Source organism: Kitasatospora misakiensis (assembly GCF_042656005.1).
GTDB classification, from domain to species: Bacteria; Actinomycetota; Actinomycetes; order Streptomycetales; family Streptomycetaceae; genus Kitasatospora; species Kitasatospora misakiensis.
Map to the genome: position 1 here is coordinate 76,048 of NZ_JBHSOF010000007.1, position 18,428 is coordinate 94,475.

The following is an 18,428-nucleotide window of genomic DNA, read 5'->3' on the forward strand; positions in this document are numbered from 1 at the left end:
GGAGGCCTACAGGAACGAGTTGATCTGGATCGTCTCGTCCCGGCCCGGGCCGACGCCGATGGCGGAGATCGGGGCGCCCGACATCTCCTCCAGCGCCTTCACGTACGCCTGGGCGTTCTTCGGCAGCTCGGCGAAGGTCTTCGCCCCGCTGATGTCCTCGGTCCAGCCCGGCAGCGTCTCGTAGATCGGCTTGGCGTGGTGGAAGTCCGACTGGTTGTACGGCAGCTCCTCGACCCGGCGGCCGTCGATCTCGTACGCGACGCAGACCGGGATCTGCTCCCAGCCGGTGAGCACGTCGAGCTTGGTGAGGAAGAAGTCGGTGAGGCCGTTGACCCGGGTCGCGTAGCGCGCGATCACCGCGTCGAACCAGCCGCAGCGGCGGTCGCGGCCGGTGGTGACACCGCGCTCGCCACCGATCCGGCGCAGCGCCTCGCCGTCCGCGTCCAGCAGCTCGGTCGGGAACGGGCCGGAGCCGACGCGGGTGGTGTAGGCCTTCAGGATGCCGATGACCCGGTCGATCTTGGTCGGGCCGATGCCGGCACCGGTGCAGGCGCCGCCCGAGGTCGGGTTGCTGGAGGTGACGAACGGGTACGTGCCGTGGTCGACGTCGAGCAGGGTGCCCTGGCCGCCCTCCAGCAGGACGACCTTGCCGGCCTTCAGCGCCTGGTCCAGCACCAGGGTGGTGTCGGCCAGGAAGGGCCTGATCTTGTCCGCGTAGCCCAGGTACTCCTCGAGCACCAGGTCGGCGGGGATGGCGCGGCGGTTGTAGAGCTTGACCAGGACCTGGTTCTTGTCGTGCAGCGCCGCCTCGATCTTCTGCTGGAGGATCGACTCGTCGAAGAGGTCCTGCACCCGGATGCCGACGCGGTTGATCTTGTCCGCGTAGGTCGGGCCGATGCCGCGGCCGGTGGTGCCGATCCGGCGCTTGCCGAGGAAGCGCTCGGTGACCTTGTCCAGGGTGCGGTGGTACGGCGTGATCAGGTGGGCGTTGCCCGAGATCAGCAGCTTGGAGGTGTCGATGCCGCGCTCGTTCAGGCCCTTGAGCTCGGAGAGCAGCACGCCCGGGTCGATGACGACGCCGTTGCCGATCACCGGCGTCACGTTCGGGCTGAGGATGCCGGAAGGCAGCAGGTGCAGCGCGTACTTCTGGTCGCCGATGACCACCGTGTGACCGGCGTTGTTGCCGCCCTGGTAGCGGACGACGTAGTCGACGGAGCCGCCGAGGAGGTCGGTCGCCTTCCCCTTGCCCTCGTCTCCCCACTGAGCGCCAACGAGCACGAGTGCCGGCACAGGCGTACACCCCTTCCGGTTGGGGCATCCTGCGTAGGCCGCAGTCTGCCCCGAGATAGACGAAGCCCCTGGCGCAATAGCGCAAGGGGCTCTTGCACCGAGAGATTACCTGAGGAAGGACCGGTTGTGTCGTCCCTGTCCACGCCTGCGACCGGCGGCCCGGAGCCGCTTCTCCTGCTCCTCGACCCGGCGGCCCGGCAGTCCGACGGGGAGTCGGTGCGGATCGCGAAGGACGTTCTCTCCGGTGGGACGGACGTCAAGGTGGCCTATCCGGAGACGCCCGCCGAGCTCGATCGGGTGCTTTCGCACCGCGGCCGGAGGCGACCGGTGGTGATCGGTTCCGACCTCGCGCTCCAGCGGGTCCTCCAGGCGCTGTACCGCCAACGCGAGCTGGGCACCGACCCGGTGGGCCTGGTTCCGGTCGGCCGCCCGGCGGAGCTGGCGGCGGCCCGGGCGCTCGGGGTGCCGGCCGCGCCGGTCGCGGCGGCGCGCGCGGTGCTGACCGGGACGGCCCGGAAACTGGACCTGCTGGTGGACGACGGCGGCGGGGTGGCGCTCGGCGGGGTGCGGATCTCGGGGAGCGGGGCGCGCCGTCCGGTAGGCCGTCCGGGCGGATGGCGTTCGCTATGGGCGAAACTGGCTGCGGCCGAGCAGGGGACCGTACTCGCCCCTGAACCGGCCGGACGGACCGAGTGGCGTGAACGCGGCGAACGCGGCGAACGCGGTGAGGGGGCCGGGCGGACGGAGCAGGGCGAGCCGGTGCCCCGGGCCGAGCACAGCTCCCGGCTGCGGGTCGAGGCGGACGGCCGGCTGCTCGCCGACATCCACCGCCCGGTCCGGCTGGTCCAGGTGACCCTGCCCGCCGGCGAGGCGGCCGGCGAGGGCGTGATGGAGATCGTGGTCCGCGCGCCGGGCGCCCTGCTCCGCGCCCGGGCGGCCAGCATCTCGGTGGCCGGCCGGGGCTTCGGCTATGAGGCGGACGGCCGCCCGGTCGGCCCGGTCCGGGCCCGTACCTGGACGGTCCACGCGGGCTGCTGGGGCCTGCTGCTGCCCGCCGGATAGCGGGCCGGGCGACCCTGGGTAGCGGGGCGACTCCACCCCGGCCGACGTGCCACCCCGGGTGAGCAGGCTCACGTTGAACGAACGGCGGCCGAACGCCCGGCGAAGCGCCCGCCGCGCGCAGAACGCGCCAACGGGCGCGAACCGCAAGGGCAAGCGCGTCGCCGCGGAATTCCGGTACGCCGAAATGCGCATCCGGTAAGGGGTTTTGTCTACGCGCGTTACCGGCAGACCACCGCGCAATACCGGCCGCCCGGGGTCCGGAAGGGCGGGCCGACTGTCCTAGACTCGATGGCGTGCCACGTGGTGACGGAAGACTCAACCACGATCTTCTTCCCGGTGAGAAAGGCCCCCAGGACGCTTGCGGCGTCTTCGGTGTCTGGGCTCCCGGCGAGGAGGTCGCCAAGCTCACGTTCTTCGGCCTTTACGCCCTGCAGCACCGCGGTCAGGAATCCGCGGGCATCGCAGTGAGCAACGGCTCCCAGATTCTCGTCTTCAAGGACATGGGGCTCGTCTCCCAGGTCTTCGACGAGGCCTCCCTGGGGTCGTTGCACGGGCATATCGCCGTCGGACACGCCCGCTACTCGACCACCGGTTCCTCGGTCTGGGAGAACGCCCAGCCGACCTTCCGGGCGACCGTGCACGGCTCCCTGGCCCTCGGTCACAACGGAAACCTGGTGAACACCGCCGAACTGGCGGCCATGGTCGCCGAACTCCCCGGCGAGGAGCACGTCTCCCGCTCCGGGCGGTCGTCCGCGACCAACGACACCGACCTGGTGACCGCGCTGCTCGCCGGCCACCCGGACCTCTCCATCGAGGAGACCGCCAAGCTGGTGCTGCCCAGCGTCAAGGGCGCCTTCTCGCTCGTCTTCATGGACGAGCACACGCTCTACGCCGCCCGCGACCCGCAGGGCATCCGCCCGCTGGTGCTGGGCCGGCTGGAGCGCGGCTGGGTGGTCGCCTCCGAGACGGCGGCGCTGGACATCTGCGGCGCCTCCTTCATCCGCGAGGTCGAGCCCGGCGAGCTCATCGCCATCGACGAGAACGGCATGCGCACCTCGCGCTTCGCCGAGGCGAAGCCCAAGGGCTGCGTCTTCGAGTACGTCTACCTGGCCCGCCCCGACACCTCCATCGCCGGCCGCAACGTGCACCTCTCCCGCGTGGAGATGGGCCGCCGCCTGGCGAAGGAGGCCCCGGTCGAGGCCGACCTGGTGATAGCGACGCCCGAGTCCGGCACCCCCGCCGCGATCGGCTACGCCGAGGCCAGCGGAATCCCGTACGGCTCCGGCCTGGTGAAGAACGCCTACGTGGGCCGCACCTTCATCCAGCCCAGCCAGACCATCCGCCAGCTCGGCATCCGGCTCAAGCTCAACCCGCTGCGCGAGGTCATCCAGGGCAAGCGCCTGGTGGTCGTGGACGACTCGATCGTCCGCGGCAACACCCAGCGCGCCCTGGTGAAGATGCTCCGCGAGGCCGGCGCCGCCGAGGTGCACATCCGGATCTCCTCCCCGCCGGTGAAGTGGCCCTGCTTCTTCGGCATCGACTTCGCCACCCGCGCGGAGCTGATCGCCAACGGCATGACCATCGAGGAGATCGGCCGCACCCTCGGTGCGGACTCGCTCGCCTACATCTCGATCGACGGCATGATCGAGGCCACCAAGCAGCCGAAGGACCGGCTCTGCCGGGCCTGCTTCGACGGGGAGTACCCGATGGAGCTGCCGGACCCGGCGCTGCTCGGCAAGCTCCTGCTGGAGGCCGAGATCAAGGGCGGCCAGCAGGCCCCCCCGGTCCGCGGCAAGCCGACCAGCGGCAGCGACCTGGACGGCGTCCAGTCGCTGCTCGGCGGGGCTGGCGCGGCCGACGCGCTGCGCCGGCCGTAAGCGCTCCCACGGTGGGGTCCCGCGATCCGGGACCCCATCGCTGTTCCGACCCCCCACCACAGACCCGAAAGGGCCGCACAGCAGTGACTACCGACCAGAACGGTGCCACCTACGCCGCCGCCGGCGTCGACATCGAGGCGGGCGACCGCGCCGTCGAGCTCATGAAGCAGTGGGTGAAGAAGGCCAACCGCCCCGAGGTGGTCGGCGGTCTCGGCGGATTCGCCGGCCTCTTCGACGTCTCGGCCTTCAAGAACTACGAGCGGCCACTGCTGGCCTCGGCCACCGACGGCGTGGGGACCAAGGTGGCCATCGCGGCCGCCATGGACAAGCACGACACCATCGGCCACGACCTCGTGGGCATGGTCGTGGACGACATCGTGGTGTGCGGCGCCGAGCCGCTCTTCATGACCGACTACATCTGCGTCGGCAAGGTCGTCCCGGAGCGGGTCGCCGCCATCGTCAAGGGCATCGCCGAGGGCTGCGCCCTGGCCGGCTGCGCCCTGGTCGGCGGCGAGACCGCCGAGCACCCGGGCCTGCTCGGGCCGGACGAGTACGACGTCGCGGGCGCCGGCACCGGCGTGGTCGAGGCGGACGCGCTGCTGGGCGCCGAGCGCGTCCGGGCCGGCGACGTGGTGATCGCGATGGCCGCCTCCGGCCTGCACTCCAACGGCTACTCGCTGGTCCGCCACGTGCTGCTGAACCAGGCCGGCTGGAAGCTGGACCGCAGGGTCGAGGAGTTCGGCCGCACGCTCGGCGAGGAACTGCTGGAGCCGACCCGGATCTACTCGCTGGACTGCCTGGCGCTGATCCGGGCCACCGAGGTGCACGCCTTCTCGCACGTCACCGGCGGCGGCCTGGCGGCCAACCTGGCCCGGGTGATCCCGGACGGCCTGCACGCCCGCCTGGACCGCGGCACCTGGACCCCGCTGCCGGTCTTCCGGACCGTCGCCGAGGTCGGCAAGGTGGCCACCCTGGAGATCGAGAAGACGCTCAACATGGGCGTCGGCATGGTCGCGGTCGTCCCGCCGCACTCGGTGGACGTCGTGCTGTCGGTCCTGGAGGACCGCGGCGTGGAGTCCTGGGTGCTGGGCGACATCGTCGACCGGACCGCCGAGCACGCGGACGGCGCGGCCCTCTACAACGCCTACGAGGGCTTCGTCGCCGGCTGAGCGCGGGGTACGCGGGAGGCCCCGTCGGCGTCACGCCGGCGGGGTCTTCGCACAGCCGCCGCACAGCGCGCGCCGGGCGGGGGGAGTGCGGGAACGCCGAAAACCGGCCCGGTGCACTGGGCACCGAGGCCGGTCGGTCAGACTGGGAGACTACGCGCGACGGCGGGCCTGGGAGGGCCCGGTACCCGACTCGGTGTCGTCGTCCTCGTCGTCATCGGCGTAACGAGCCGCGTACTCCGCGTAGGGGTCGTCGTCCTCGTCCTCTTCGATCGGCTCAGGCTCGATCGGGGAGGTGGAGGGCGATACGCCCAGCTCGCTGGAGAGACGATTGGCGTCGAACCCGCCGCTGTTGTACTTCAGCTCGCGGGCGACCTTCGTCTGCTTGGCCTTGGCCCGGCCGCGCCCCATGGGTCGACCCCCTCAACGATGGGGCTCACGGCCCCGAGTCTGACACGTGTTCATGATCAAGAGCGGCCTGCCCGAATGGGGAGGACCGTCCCTTGGAGCATTAACGGTACCTGTTTCTGCCGCTGGACGGTACGTCGTCAGTGTGACGTGGCGCGCACCGGCTGCACCCGCGACCGGGTCGTCCCAGGTCAGGGGAGGTTTTGCGGCTTTGTGCACGCTGTCCGGAGGTGTCTCAGGTCCGTTGTTCCCGGACTGATTATCCCCCCTAGGGGGGCTTCGGATCACCCGATCGGAGGCAGATTCGAGAATCCGGTTCCACATCGTGATGCGCGCGGGACGGCAGCGGGGGACGCGGCGGGGGACGGCAACGGGGGGCGGCAACCGGCCGCCCCCCGCGCACCCCGGTCCGGATCAGGCCCGGCGGGCACCCGGCAGCAGCACCGAGCGCAGCGCGCTGATCTCGCGCATCCGCTTCTCCGCGAGGCGGTCGGCGGCGACGGCCGGCGGCACGCCGTCGGCGGCGGCCCGGGTGAAGATCTCCAGGGTGGTGTCGAAGATCTTCGTCGCCTTGTTCTTGGCGCGCTCGAAGTTGAAGCCGTCGATCTCGTCGGCGACCTGGATGACGCCGCCGGAGTTCACCAGGTAGTCCGGGGCGTAGAGGATGCCGCGGTCGGCGAGGTCCTTCTCGACGCCCGGGTGGGCCAGCTGGTTGTTGGCGGCGCCGCAGACGATGACGGTGCCGAACTCGCCCAGCGCGGCCACGCTGTCGTCGGTGAGGGCGCCACCGAGCGCGCAGGGGGCGTAGACGTCCAGCTTGGCCTGGAGCAGCGCGGCGGTGTCGGCGACGACCTCCACCTCCGGGTGGGCGGCGCGCACGCGGTTGACGGCGGTCTCCGAGACGTCGGTGACGACGACGGTGGCGCCGTCCGCGACCAGGTGGCCGACCAGGTAGTGGCCGACCTTGCCGACGCCGGCGACGCCGACCCGCTTGCCGCGCAGGGTCGGCTGGCCCCAGCGGGCCTGGGCCGAGGCGCGCATGCCCTGGAAGACGCCGAAGGCGGTGAGGATGGACGAGTCGCCGGCGCCGCCGTGCTCGGGCGAGCGGCCGGTGACGAACCCGGTCTCGCGGGCCACCACGTCCATGTCCTGGACGTAGGTGCCCACGTCGCAGGCGGTGATGTAGCGGCCGCGCAGCGACTCGACGAAGCGGCCGTAGGCGCGGAGCATCGCCTCGTTCTTGTCCTTGTTCGGGTCGCCGATGATGACGGCCTTGCCGCCGCCGAGGTCCAGGCCGGCGAGCGCGTTCTTGTAGGACATACCGCGGGAGAGGTTGAGCGCGTCCTCCAGCGCCGCCTCCTCGGAGGCGTACGGGAAGAACCGGGTGCCGCCGAGGGCCGGGCCCAGCGCGGTGGAGTGGATGGCGATGATCGCCTTCAGCCCGGAGGAGCGGTCGTGGCAGAGCACGACCTGCTCGTGGCCGTCGCCGTTGGCGCCGTCCTGGGAGTTGCCGAAGATCCTGCCGAGCACGCCGGGTGCGGAGTGCGTGGTGGCGGCGGTCTGTACGTCGGTCACTGTGGTGACTCCAGTATTCGAGGCCCGCTGCTGTGGTGCGGGCGCCTAAGGCGAAGCGTAGTCGCGCGGGCTCCGCCGGTCCGCCCCCTTGGCGAAGCCCGGGCCGACTGTCCGAGGAGTGAGACGGCAGGGCTGTCAGCAGCCCGTTCGTGGTCGGCGAGTGCGTCCGCGAACGGACTGCCGCAGGACCGCGGCAGGGTCGCCGCCGGACCGCCGCAGGACCGGGCCGGCCGGACACTCCCGGGCGGCCGGGGGTGCGTGGGACGATGCAGGACGTGACCGTCGTCCGTACCTCCGTGCTGCCGCCCTACGCCGCGCACCTCCGGGTCTACGAGCCGCTGGCCGCGTACCCGGAACCCGAGCGGGCGCGCTGGCAGGCCTACGCGGCGGAGCACGGGCCGGACGCGCCGGAGGCGGGCCGCTCGGTGGCCGCCGCGGTCCTCGCGGAGCAGCGCTCGGCGCTGGCCGAGCTGATCGGCCGGACCCCGCGGCCGCTGCCGGACCGGGAGGCCGACCGGGCCTTCGTTCGGCTGGTGGACGGGGTGCTGTACGTCTGCCCGTGGGCGACCAGGCTGCGCAACTGGCAGGCGCTGGAGGAGCTGCGCGCGGGGGCGCCGGTGGCGCTGCTGGACACCGCCCTGCCGCCGGCCACCCGGGAGGTGGCGGAGGCGGACCGGGAGCGCTGGCGGGCCGACCATCCGGACGCCCGGCCGTGGATCCTCACCAGCCGGTGGGAGGTGCCGGTGCGGTGGTTCCTGCCGTTCGGGGACGAGGATCGATGCTTCGTTCCCGCAGGGACGGGGGAGAAGGAGGAGGGGGAGCGCGGGGACGGGGTGTCACTGTTCTATCTGACGCCGATGGCGCAGGCGCGCCGCCGGGTGGCCCGGGCGTACCGGGCGCTGCGCGAGGCGGTGCCGGAAGGGGAGCTGGTGCGGGGGGCCGAGCAGGTCGGGCGGTGGCTGGAGGAGTTCCATCCGCGGTCGCTGGTGGAGCTGGACTACGGGGGGCTGGTGCATCTGCTGGGGCCGGAGCGGCTGCTGGCGGACCGTTCGGCGGGGGAACTCGAGGACGGGCTGCGGGCGCTGCGGGCGGGGGACGCGGCGGAGGCGCTGCGCGCGTACGAGGCGCTGACGGGGCGCTGGCGGCGGGTGCTGGCGCTGCGCCACGCGAACTGAGCCGTCGGGCGGGCCGGCGGAGCCGGTGGACGGGCCGGCGGAGCCGGTGGGCGGGCCGAGCGGCCGGGTCGGAGCCGGTGGGCCGGCCGGCTGAGGCGGCGTCATCGCTGGTCGGAGGGGGTGTCGGTGGTACTTGCAAGACGGCAAGGGCCCTATGGCCCGGCCCGCATGACCAAGGTCCCAGTTCGGGTCAATACCTGCCGAACGTGACACTACTCACCGTTGACGCGAACTAACCCCTATGTGCAAAAATGGGACAACCAGCCCAACTTCACGTGAGCGTGCCCACTTTTGGGTGGTTCTGGAGCCGATGTGTGCTTTGCGGGAAAACGGCGGGTCTGGTCCTCTCGTAACCGAATGTCACTATAAGGTGACTGCCCGTTATGGGGTGGTCCATCGCCATCCGTCGGCCTTGAACCCGTGAGGGGTCAATTTTGGCGGTTTGGTCGATAGGGCTGGACGGATGGTGTAGTTGTAGACACCAGGACAAGCCGTTCGTCCTATAACCGACTCGGCCCGTCTATGCCATTTCGGGCATCGCGGGCCAAGGTGCAGAATTTGAAGGATAGAACCGCCCTGGTTCGGTTCTCCCGAGGAGGCCGCTCATGACCGCTCGTACCCCCGATGCCGAGCCCCTGCTGACGCCGGCAGAGGTCGCCACCATGTTCCGTGTGGATCCGAAGACCGTGACGCGCTGGGCCAAGGCCGGCAAGCTCACGTCCATCCGCACCCTGGGGGGCCATCGCCGATACCGTGAGGCGGAGGTGCGCGCCCTGCTGGCCGGTATTCCGGCCCAGCGAACCGAGGCCTGACAGAGGCCCCGCTCAAGGCTCTTTGAAAGGGGCCGCTTACCGGACTCCGCCGGGTCCGGTAAGCGGCCCCTTTGTTTTGCCCCGGCGCAGTTCTTCTACAGAACTGTCGTACTCACGCGACTCACCCGGAATGTCGAACTCCGGATAACGATTTGAGGATGAAGGGATGGGGGGGATTTACTGTGAATAGCAGTACTATTTTACATATTAAATTAGTGGGTTCAGGAACGGGTGTCCGAACGACCGGTTCCCGGAGGGGGTGCGTGGTGACCGTCACACGCACGATGACTTGTGGCTCAGGCCCGGTCCGGGGTAAGGGGACCGGCCGGCAAAACGCGAGAGGCCCGGAACCAAACGGTTCCGGGCCTCTCGACTACGGCGATCCCGACGGGACTTGAACCCGCGACCTCCACCTTGACAGGGTGGCGAGCTAACCAACTGCTCCACGGGACCAGAGTGTTTCCTGATCCGTTCGCTTCGCTTGCCGCGCTGCGAACAAGACAGACTGTAGCCCATGCGGGGCCCCCAGGTCCAAACGGCTTCCGAGGGCCCCCGCCCGGCCCGTCCGCAGCTCAGGCGGGCAGGACGGGGGCCGGACGGGGCAGACAGCGTCAGGCGGCTCAGAGCGTGGCCCTGGCCGCCTCCATGGCCTTCAGGATCCGCTTCTCCGAGACGGGTGACGGTGTGCCCAGCGACTGGGCGAAGAAGCTGACCCGCAGCTCCTCGATCATCCAGCGGATCGCCAGCACCTCCGGGGACGGCTGCCGGCCGGGCGGCACGGCCGCCAGCAGCTCCCCGTAGGCCTGCTGGACCTGCTGGACCTTCAGCAGCTGCTGGGCGTCCCGCTGCGGGTGGTTGGGCAGCGCCTCCAGCCGGCGGTCCACCGCCAGCAGGTAGCGCTTGAGGTCCGGCAGCCGCTGCCAGCCGGTCGCCGTGACGAAGCCCGGGTGCACCAGCGAGGCCAGGTGCAGCCGGATGTCGTTCACCGCGTTCAGCAGCACCGGGCTGCTCACCGCCTTCAACCGGGTCGACGCCTTGTGGAAGGCGATCAGCGCGGTCGCCGTCTTCAGCGTGGTGTCCGCCGAGAGGTCGTACAGATCGGCCCGGACCTTGTCGCGCAGCGCCGCGAACGCCGCCTCGTCCCAGGCCGGACCGCCGGCCAGGGTCATCAGCCGGTCGGCGGCGCAGGCCACCACGTCCTCGAACATCGCCGGGATCGACCCGTGCGGGTTGTACGACAGCGCGAGCTTGGCCTGGTTGCCCAGCCGGCCCTGGATCGACTTGGCGGGCGAGGTGGTGGAGAGCGTCAGCAGCCGCCGGGTGCCCTTCCACATCGCCTGCTGCTGCGCCTGCGGGGTGTCGAACAGCTTGATGCCGACCGACGCGCCCTCGTCCACCAGCGCCGGGTAGGCGCGCAGCGCGTGGCCGCGGGAGCGCTGCTCGAAGGTGCGCTGGAGCACCGGCAGGCCGGCCGGCCAGGCGGTCAGCCCGGACTGCTCGATGCCCCGGCCGGAGGCGGCCGAGGAGAGCGTCTCCTTCAGCTTCGGCTTGAGCCGCAGGCGCAGCTCCTCCAGGTCCTTGGACTCGGCGAGCCTCTTGCGGCCGTCCACCACCCGGAAGGTCACCTTGAGGTGCTCGGGGACCCGTTCGCCGTCCCAGGCCTCCGGCGGCACGGTGACCGCCGTCAGGCGCTTCAGGGTGTGCTCCAGGGCCGGCAGCAGCGGCTCCTGGCGCTCCTGGTGGTTCCTCAGCTCGCGCAGCGCGGCGCGGGCGAAGTCCGGGGCGGGCACGAAGTTGCGCCGCACCGCCTTCGGCAGCGACTTGATCCAGGCCGTGACCAGCTCCTCGCGCAGGCCCGGGATCTGCCAGTCGAAGCCCTCCGCGGTGACCTGGTTGAGCACCGGCAGCGGGATGTGGACGGTCACGCCGTCCGCGTCGCTGCCCGGCTCGAACTGGTAGGTCAGCGTGAACCGCAGCTTGCCCTGCTGCCAGTGGTCCGGGTAGTCGGCCTCGGTGACGCCGTCCGCGGCGTCGTTGATCAGCATCGACTTCTCGAAGTTGAGCAGGTCGGGCTGGTCGTGCCGGGCCTTCTTCCACCAGGCGTCGAAGTGCCGGGTGGAGACGATGTCCTCGGGCAGCCGGCCGTCGTAGAAGTCGAAGAGGGTCTGGTCGTCGACCATGATGTCCCGGCGGCGGGCCCGGTTCTCCAGCTCCTCGACCTCGCTGAGCAGCTGGCGGTTCTCGGCGAAGAAGCGGTGGTGGGTCTCCCAGTCGCCCTCGACCAGGGCGTTGCGGATGAACAGCTCGCGGCAGAGCTCCGGGTCGATCCTGCCGTAGTTGACCTTCCGCTGGGCGACGACCGGCACCCCGTAGAGGGTGACCTTCTCGAACGCCAGGACGGCCCCGGACTTCTTCTCCCAGTGCGGCTCGCTGTAGCTGCGCTTCACCAGGTGGCCGGCCAGCGGCTCGACCCACTCGGGCTCGATCTTGGCGTTGATCCGGGCCCAGAGCCGGGAGGTCTCCACCAGCTCGGCGGACATCACCCAGCGCGGCGGCTTCTTGAACAGGCCGGAGCCGGGGAAGACCGCGAACCGGGCGCCGCGGGCGCCGCCGTACTCGCGCTTCTCCACGTCGTACAGGCCGATGTGCGAGAGCAGGCCGGCCAGCAGCGACTGGTGGATCCGGTCGGCGTCCGGCTCGGCGTCGTCGTGGGCCTCCTCGATGGTGACACCGAGCTGCTTGGCGACCGTGCGGAGCTGGGAGTAGATGTCCTGCCACTCCCGTATCCGCAGGTAGTTGAGGAACTCGGCCTTGCACATCCGGCGGAACGCGGAGGAGGAGAGCTCGCGCTGCTGCTCCCGTACGTAGCGCCACATGGCGAGGAAGGAGAGGAAGTCGGAGCTCTCCGAGCTGAACCGGCGGTGCCGTTCGTCGGCGGCCTGGCGCTTCTCGGCGGGGCGCTCGCGCGGGTCCTGGATGGAGAGCGCGGCGGCGATCACCATGACGTCGCGCACGCAGCCGTTCCGGTCGGCCTCCAGCACCATCCGGGCCATCCGCGGGTCCACCGGGAGCTGGGCCAGCTGGCGGCCGAGCGGGGTGAGCCGTTTGCGGACGTCCTTCTCGGCCGGGTCGAGCGCGCCCAGCTCGTGCAGGAGGCTGATGCCGTCCTTGATGTTGCGGGAGTCCGGCGGGTCCAGGAACGGGAAGGCGGCGATGTCGCCGAGGCCCGCGGCGGTCATCTGGAGGATGACCGAGGCCAGGTTGGTGCGCAGGATCTCGGCGTCGGTGAACTCGGGGCGGGAGAGGAAGTCCTCCTCCGAGTAGAGCCGGATGCAGATGCCGTCCGAGGTGCGGCCACAGCGGCCCTTGCGCTGGTTGGCGCTGGCCTGGCTGATCGCCTCGATCGGCAGCCGCTGGACCTTGGTGCGGTGGCTGTAGCGGGAGATCCGGGCGGTGCCCGGGTCGATCACGTACTTGATGCCGGGGACGGTGAGGCTGGTCTCGGCGACGTTGGTGGCCAGCACGATCCGGCGGGAGGAGGAGCGCTGGAAGACCTTGTGCTGCTCGGCGGAGCTCAGCCGGGCGTAGAGCGGCAGGACCTCGGTGTGCTTCAGCCGGAGCTTGCCGAGCGCGTCGGCGGTGTCCCGGATCTCGCGCTCGCCGGAGAGGAAGACCAGGATGTCGCCCGGGCCCTCGGCCTGGAGCTCCTCGGCGGCGTCGCAGATCGCCTGGATCTGGTCGCGGTCGCGGTCGACCTCGTCGGCGTCGCCGTCCTCGTCGTTCTCGTCGACGATCGGGCGGTAGCGGACCTCGACCGGATAGGTGCGGCCGGAGACCTCGACGATCGGGGCGTCCTCGAAGTGCCGGGCGAACCGCTCGGGGTCGATGGTCGCCGAGGTGATGATCACCTTGAGGTCGGGGCGGCGGGGCAGCAGCTGCTTGAGGTAGCCGAGCAGGAAGTCGATGTTGAGGCTGCGCTCGTGCGCCTCGTCGATGATCAGGGTGTCGTACTGGCGGAGCTCGCGGTCGGTCTGGATCTCCGCGAGCAGGATGCCGTCGGTCATCAGCTTGACCAGGGTGTCCGGGCCGACCTGGTCGGTGAACCTGACCTTCCAGCCGACCGCCCCGCCGAGCGGGCTGTCCAGCTCCTCGGCGACCCGCTCGGCCACCGTGCGGGCGGCGATCCGGCGGGGCTGGGTGTGGCCGACCAGGCCCCGTACGCCGCGGCCCAGCTCCAGGCAGATCTTGGGGATCTGGGTGGTCTTGCCGGAGCCGGTCTCACCGGCCACGATCACCACCTGGTGGTCGCGGACGGCCGCCAGGATCTCGTCCTTCTTCTGGCTGACCGGGAGCTCGGCGGGGTACCGGATCACCGGCACCGCGCCGCGGCGCCGCTCCAGCAGCAGCTCGGCCTTCTCGATGTCGGCGGCGATCTCGGCGGCGATCTTCGCGCGGGCCTCGGGCTTGCGGACGCGGCGGGCGCCCTCCAGCCGGCGGCCGATCCGCACCTGGTCGCGCAGGGTCAGTTCGGGCAGGCGCGCGGCCAGCTCGCCGATGCCGGGCCCGTCGCTCCGGGCAGGCTCGGCGGCGGACTGGACTGCGGGAGAACTCACGGCGGGCATCCCTCTAGGTTCGCAAGGAGGAGCGGTGGAGCGCACCTCGGTTTTCGAGCGCCTCCAGTGTCACAGGGGACGCCCGTCCGCTGCCAACGGCGGCCCGGTTCGCCGGGGAAACCGTCCGGAGCGCGGCGGTCGCGGTGGGTGAGGGAGCTCGGCCCGCGGGCCCGAGGGGCTGTTTGCAAAGTCGCGTCGGGACTTTGCAAAGTCGCCCCGGACAGGCCTTAGAACGGCCGGAGGTAGATCACGGCGGCGACGGCGGAGATGGCCAGGCCGGCGACGACGCCGGCCACGGTGGGGGTGAGCCGGTCGCGCGGCCGCCGGCGGGGCTCGACGCGGGCCGAGGCCTCGGTGCTCAGCGCCCACCAGTTGCGGACGCGGTAGTACTGCTCGTCGAAGTCCGGGGACGGGTAGAGGTCGCTGTGCAGCAGCCCCGGGAGGGTCCGGCGCCGGCCGCCGGCGAGGAACATCCGCACCTGCGAGGTCGTGCTGCCCTGCGCCTCGACCGTGCGGACGTCGATCCAGCGGATCCGCTCCCAGGGGTAGCTGCGGCCGCGCCCGAAGCCCCAGGAGATGGTGATGCCCTCGGGCCCGACCGCGCTCCAGCTGCGGACCGTGACCCAGAGGCCGAGGCCGGAGAGCGCGAGCGTGGCACCGGCGAGCCAGAGGAAGCCCACCAGGCCGAGCCCGCGCCCGGCGGCGAAGCCCTGGACGGCCAGCAGGACGATCAGCACGGCCAGGTGCGACCAGGACGGGCGGTACCGGTCTCTCCCCCGGAACATCAGTTCGTTCACGGCGCGCAGACTACGCCTCAGGAACCGTACCGGGAACCTCTGTCGACCGGACCGCCGGAAGCCCCGGCGGTCAGCCGCCGAGGACGAAGTCGCGGACCAGCCGGGACCACTCGGCGGGCTTCTCGTAGAGCACGACGTGGCCGCTGTCGATCTCCGCGTAGGTGCTGCCGGGGATGGCCTCGGCCAGCTCCCGGGAGAGCCCGACCGGGACGGTGGCGTCCTGGGTGCAGCCGATCACCAGGGTGCGGGCGGTGATCCGGGGCAGCAACGGGCGGATGTCGGCGCTCAGGTTGAGGTCGATGTGGCGCAGCGCGCCCTCGGTAGGCTCGTTGCCCTTGATGATGCCGTCGAGCGCGTCGGGCTCCAGCGAGTTCAGGTGGTCGCGGCTGAACGCCGTCAGGGTGCCGAACCGGCCGAAGGCCTCGGCGTCGCCGCTGATGGCGCGCCAGGTGGTCATGTGGTTGCGCAGGTAGGCGTCGTCCGGGCGGCTCCAGCCGGCGGTGAGCACCAGGCTGCGGACCAGCTCGGGGCGGAGCGCGGCGAGGGCCGCGGCGACCACCGAGCCGAGCGAGAAGCCGACCACGTCGGCCGGGCCGTCGCCGGCCGCCTCGATCACGGCGGCGATCTGCTCGGCCAGCAGCTCGGGGGTCAGCTCGCCGCCGTCGTCCTCGGTGTCGCCGCAGCCGGCGAAGTCCGGCAGGAGGACGGTGCGGGCGTCGGTGAAGTCGCCGGTGAGGTGGCCGAAGGTGCCCGCGGCGCCGAAGCCGGTGCCGTGCACGAAGACCAGGGCCGGGTGGCCGGAGCCCTCCGCGGTGTAGGAGACGCGGGCGCTGGGGGTGGGGACGACGGGCATGGTGGGGTCTCTCCTCGGAGGGGGGACGGAACGGGTCGGGGCGGGGTGGGGGACGTGCGGGGTCAGGCGAGGCTCTTGGCGGCGGAGGCGTCGTCGACGACGGCTGCGGCCTGGCGCGGGGCGCGGTCGAAGCCGAGCGCGACCAGGACGAGGGCGACGATGCCGCCGGTGGCGACCAGGACGGCGGTGCGCAGACCGTCGGTGGTGGCCGAGCGGAGCGCCTCGCCGGTCAGGCCGTCGGTGCCGGCGTTGGCGATCGCCACCAGCGCGCCGAGGCCGACCGCGCTGCCGACCTGCTGGCCGGTGGAGACGATGCCGGAGGCGATGCCCTGCTCGTAGGGGTGCACGCCGGTCGCGGAGGCGGAGAACATCGTGGTGAAGATGACGCCCTGGCAGAGGCTGAGGACGATCAGGCCGGGCAGCAGCGCGACGTAGCTGCCGTCCGGCTCCATGGTCAGCGCGGTCGCGGCGGTGCCGAGCGCGCCGAGCAGGTAGGAGGCGATCAGGGTGGTGCGGGCGCCGAACCGGGTGGCGAGCCGGCCGCCCAGCATCGAGCCGACGAAGCCGCAGACCATCGGGATCAGGAAGGCGACGCCGGTGCGCAGCGCGCTGTACTCGTGCACGGTCTGGAAGTAGACGGTCAGGAAGTACAGCAGGGTGCCGAAGCTCGCCATGAACAGGAAGGTGGTCAGCACGCCGGTGGAGAGGTTGCGGTTGCGGAAGAGCCGCAGCGGCATCAGCGGGTCGGCGGCCCGGGCCTCGACCGCGACGAAGGCGGCGAGCAGGCCGAGGCCGAGTACGGCGGTGGTCAGCACGGTCGGCGAGGTCCAGCCGGAGGCCGGGCCCTGGACCAGGGTGAAGACCACCAGGGTGGCCCCGGCGGTGGCGGTCAGCGCGCCGGGCAGGTCGAAGGAGCGGGCCGCGTCGCGCGGTCCGTCGGGGCTGATCAGCCGCGGTGCGAGCAGGGCGGCGCCGCCCGCCAGCGGCACGTTGACGTAGAACACCGCCTCCCAGCCGAAGGCCTGGGTGAGCACCCCGCCGGCCAGCGAGCCGATGATCATGCCGCTGGCGCCGGCCGCCGCCCAGACCGAGAGCGCCCGGTTGCGCTCGCGGCCCTCGGTGAAGCTGAGCACCACCAGGGCGAGGGTGGCGGGGAACAGGAAGGCGCCGCCGAGGCCCTGGAGGGCGCGGGCCGCGACCAGCAGGCCGGGCGTGCCGGCCAGGCCGCCGAGCAGCGAGGAGCCGGCGTAGAGGAACAGGCCGAGGACGAACATCCGGCGGCGGCCGAAGAGGTCGGAGGCGCGGCCGCCGAAGAGCAGGAAGCCGCCGAAGGCGACGGCGTAGGCGCTGACCACCCACTGGAGGGTCTGGGTGGAGAAGCCGAGGCCGCTGCCGATCTCCGGCAGTGCCACGTAGACGATGTTGTAGTCGATCGAGACGATCAACTGGGCGAACGCCAGCAGGGCCAGCAGGAGGCCCGAACGGCGTGGCCCGGCGGCCTGCTCGGCGTCGGCGGACGGGGACATGGGAAGCCTTTCGGAGGCGTCGGGGGCGGACGGGGGGCGTGCGGGAGGACGGCGTTGCGAGCTGTCACGGGCCGGGGGTCAGGACCACCCGGCGGCCGTTCAACTCGCCTTTCTCCAGCCGCTGGTGGGTCTCGGCGGCGGCGCTCAGCGGCCGGATCTCCAGGGTCCGCGGGCGCAGCCGGCCGGCCGCGAGCAGCCGGTTGACGGTGACCGCAGCGCCCGCGAGTTCGGCGCCGGTGGCGTGCGAGATGACGAACCCGCGGATCGAGCCGTCCTTCATGTAGAGCTGTCCGGCGGGGAGTTCGGGTCGGGAGCGGGCGCCGGCGAGCAGCACGATCCGGCCGCGCGGGGCGAGCAGGTCGACGGCGGTGGTGAGGTCGTTGGTGCCGGAGCTGTCGAGGTGGAGGTCGACGCCGCCCGGGCAGGCGGCGCGGATCAGGTCGGGCAGGTCGGGGGCGCGGTAGTCGAGGACCTCGGTGGCGCCGAGGGCCAGGCAGTGCTCCGCGTCGGCGGGCCGCGCGGTCGCGACCACCCGGGCGCCGGCCTCGGCGGCCAGCACGATCAGGGCGCCGCCGACGTTGCCGCCCCCGCCGCCGACCAGCACGGTCTCGCCGGTGCGCAGCCCGCCGTGGGTGAACAGGGCGAGGTACGCGGTGGCCGCGGGGTGGACCACGGCGACGGCGGTCGCCGGGTCCACGCCCGGGGGCAGGTGGTAGAGCCGGTCGGCGGGGACGGCGGCCCGCTCGGCGGCCGCGCCCTGCCGGCCGTCGTGGCCGAGGCTGTTGCACCAGACGCGGTCACCGGGGGCGAAGCCGGGAGCGCCGGGGCCGGCCCGGACCACGGTGCCCACGAGGTCCCGCCCGATCACGAACGGGAAGGGCAGGGAGGTCCGGAAGAGCCCCGAGCGGACGAAGGTGTCGACCGGGTTGACCGACACGGCGGCCACGTCGACCAGGACATCGGTGGGCCCGGGGACCGGATCGGGCACCTCGCCGTAGCGGATGGCCTCGGCCGGTCCGAGCCGCGGGATGAACGCTGCACGCATGGGGCCGATCCTGCGGGAGGCGCGGACGGGCGGCGGCGGATCGCGGCATCGTTCGTCAACTCCCTTGTCTCGGGCGGAAAGCCGGGTGGGGACGGGTTGTCCCCCGACCTGACATAGATGCTACACCGATCGGTGCAATCTCTCATCTGCACGGAGTAGTTTACTTGCCCTCCGGGTCGGGCCGGCCTGCCACCGGCCCGACCCGCCGCTCGACCGCCAACGGCTCGAC

General features: G+C 71.9%; 13 protein-coding genes and 1 tRNA gene. 5 read left to right on the forward strand and 9 right to left on the reverse strand.

The window, feature by feature from the left end; genetic code table 11:
* Nucleotides 1-6: 6 nt before the first annotated feature.
* A complete protein-coding gene (locus ACFP3U_RS08330) occupies nucleotides 7-1,290 on the reverse strand; it encodes an adenylosuccinate synthase (protein WP_380224632.1) in 1,284 nt (427 codons plus the stop codon).
* A gap of 126 nt (nucleotides 1,291-1,416) precedes the next feature.
* Between ACFP3U_RS08330 and ACFP3U_RS08335 the strand changes: the two genes are divergently transcribed.
* The 3 genes from ACFP3U_RS08335 to purM all read left to right on the forward strand — a co-directional run bounded on the left by ACFP3U_RS08335 (nucleotide 1,417) and on the right by purM (nucleotide 5,398).
* Nucleotides 1,417-2,352 carry a diacylglycerol kinase gene (locus tag ACFP3U_RS08335; RefSeq protein WP_380224633.1) on the forward strand — a complete coding sequence of 312 codons (936 nt, stop codon included), beginning with the start codon at nucleotides 1,417-1,419 and terminating at the stop codon, nucleotides 2,350-2,352.
* Nucleotides 2,353-2,645: 293 nt separating this feature from the next.
* Nucleotides 2,646-4,229, forward strand: coding sequence for an amidophosphoribosyltransferase (gene purF / locus ACFP3U_RS08340; protein WP_380224634.1), 1,584 nt, complete (start codon nucleotides 2,646-2,648; stop codon nucleotides 4,227-4,229).
* A gap of 83 nt (nucleotides 4,230-4,312) precedes the next feature.
* Complete coding sequence (purM, locus tag ACFP3U_RS08345; protein WP_380224635.1) at nucleotides 4,313-5,398, forward strand: phosphoribosylformylglycinamidine cyclo-ligase; 1,086 nt, start codon at nucleotides 4,313-4,315, stop codon at nucleotides 5,396-5,398.
* A gap of 150 nt (nucleotides 5,399-5,548) precedes the next feature.
* Here purM and ACFP3U_RS08350 read toward each other — a convergent pair whose 3' ends face one another.
* Nucleotides 5,549-5,806 (reverse strand): DUF3073 domain-containing protein, encoded by a 258-nt coding sequence (locus ACFP3U_RS08350; RefSeq protein ID WP_030306026.1) that lies wholly within the window; start codon nucleotides 5,804-5,806, stop codon nucleotides 5,549-5,551.
* A 411-nt stretch (nucleotides 5,807-6,217) separates the two neighbouring features.
* Nucleotides 6,218-7,378: a Glu/Leu/Phe/Val dehydrogenase dimerization domain-containing protein gene (locus ACFP3U_RS08355; protein ID WP_380224636.1), complete on the reverse strand. Its 1,161-nt coding sequence runs from the start codon at nucleotides 7,376-7,378 to the stop codon at nucleotides 6,218-6,220.
* 275 nt (nucleotides 7,379-7,653) lie between these two features.
* Here ACFP3U_RS08355 and ACFP3U_RS08360 point away from each other — a divergent pair, with 275 nt between their 5' ends.
* Together ACFP3U_RS08360 and bldC are read left to right on the forward strand one after the other, a co-directional pair.
* Nucleotides 7,654-8,553 carry a DUF8083 family protein gene (locus tag ACFP3U_RS08360; protein ID WP_465261956.1) on the forward strand — a complete coding sequence of 300 codons (900 nt, stop codon included), beginning with the start codon at nucleotides 7,654-7,656 and terminating at the stop codon, nucleotides 8,551-8,553.
* Between the two features lie 605 nt (nucleotides 8,554-9,158).
* Nucleotides 9,159-9,365: a developmental transcriptional regulator BldC gene (gene bldC / locus ACFP3U_RS08365; protein ID WP_014137253.1), complete on the forward strand. Its 207-nt coding sequence runs from the start codon at nucleotides 9,159-9,161 to the stop codon at nucleotides 9,363-9,365.
* Nucleotides 9,366-9,744: 379 nt separating this feature from the next.
* Here the strand turns inward: bldC and ACFP3U_RS08370 are convergent.
* From ACFP3U_RS08370 to ACFP3U_RS08395, 6 genes are all read right to left on the reverse strand, one after another.
* Nucleotides 9,745-9,818 (reverse strand) — tRNA-Asp (locus tag ACFP3U_RS08370).
* 167 nt (nucleotides 9,819-9,985) lie between these two features.
* Nucleotides 9,986-13,987: an ATP-dependent RNA helicase HrpA gene (hrpA, locus tag ACFP3U_RS08375; protein ID WP_380224638.1), complete on the reverse strand. Its 4,002-nt coding sequence runs from the start codon at nucleotides 13,985-13,987 to the stop codon at nucleotides 9,986-9,988.
* Nucleotides 13,988-14,205: 218 nt separating this feature from the next.
* Nucleotides 14,206-14,775, reverse strand: coding sequence for a hypothetical protein (locus tag ACFP3U_RS08380; RefSeq protein WP_380224639.1), 570 nt, complete (start codon nucleotides 14,773-14,775; stop codon nucleotides 14,206-14,208).
* A gap of 70 nt (nucleotides 14,776-14,845) precedes the next feature.
* A complete protein-coding gene (locus ACFP3U_RS08385; protein ID WP_380224640.1) occupies nucleotides 14,846-15,628 on the reverse strand; it encodes an alpha/beta fold hydrolase in 783 nt (260 codons plus the stop codon).
* A gap of 62 nt (nucleotides 15,629-15,690) precedes the next feature.
* Nucleotides 15,691-17,154, reverse strand: coding sequence for an MFS transporter (locus ACFP3U_RS08390; RefSeq protein ID WP_380224641.1), 1,464 nt, complete (start codon nucleotides 17,152-17,154; stop codon nucleotides 15,691-15,693).
* A gap of 64 nt (nucleotides 17,155-17,218) precedes the next feature.
* The gene (locus ACFP3U_RS08395; protein WP_380224642.1) at nucleotides 17,219-18,199 is read right to left on the reverse strand and encodes an NADPH:quinone reductase; all 981 of its coding nucleotides are present in this window, start codon (nucleotides 18,197-18,199) and stop codon (nucleotides 17,219-17,221) included.
* Nucleotides 18,200-18,428: the final 229 nt, after the last annotated feature.

Bases quoted from the DNA above. Each gene is read 5' to 3' on its own strand.
- ACFP3U_RS08385 (WP_380224640.1), bottom strand. From the start codon at position 15,628: ATGCCCGTCGTCCCCACCCCCAGCGCCCGCGTCTCCTACACCGCGGAG.
- hrpA (WP_380224638.1), bottom strand. From the start codon at position 13,987: ATGCCCGCCGTGAGTTCTCCCGCAGTCCAGTCCGCCGCCGAGCCTGCC.
- ACFP3U_RS08390 (WP_380224641.1), bottom strand. From the start codon at position 17,154: ATGTCCCCGTCCGCCGACGCCGAGCAGGCCGCCGGGCCACGCCGTTCG.
- ACFP3U_RS08395 (WP_380224642.1), bottom strand. From the start codon at position 18,199: ATGCGTGCAGCGTTCATCCCGCGGCTCGGACCGGCCGAGGCCATCCGC.
- bldC (WP_014137253.1), top strand. From the start codon at position 9,159: ATGACCGCTCGTACCCCCGATGCCGAGCCCCTGCTGACGCCGGCAGAG.
- ACFP3U_RS08350 (WP_030306026.1), bottom strand. From the start codon at position 5,806: ATGGGGCGCGGCCGGGCCAAGGCCAAGCAGACGAAGGTCGCCCGCGAG.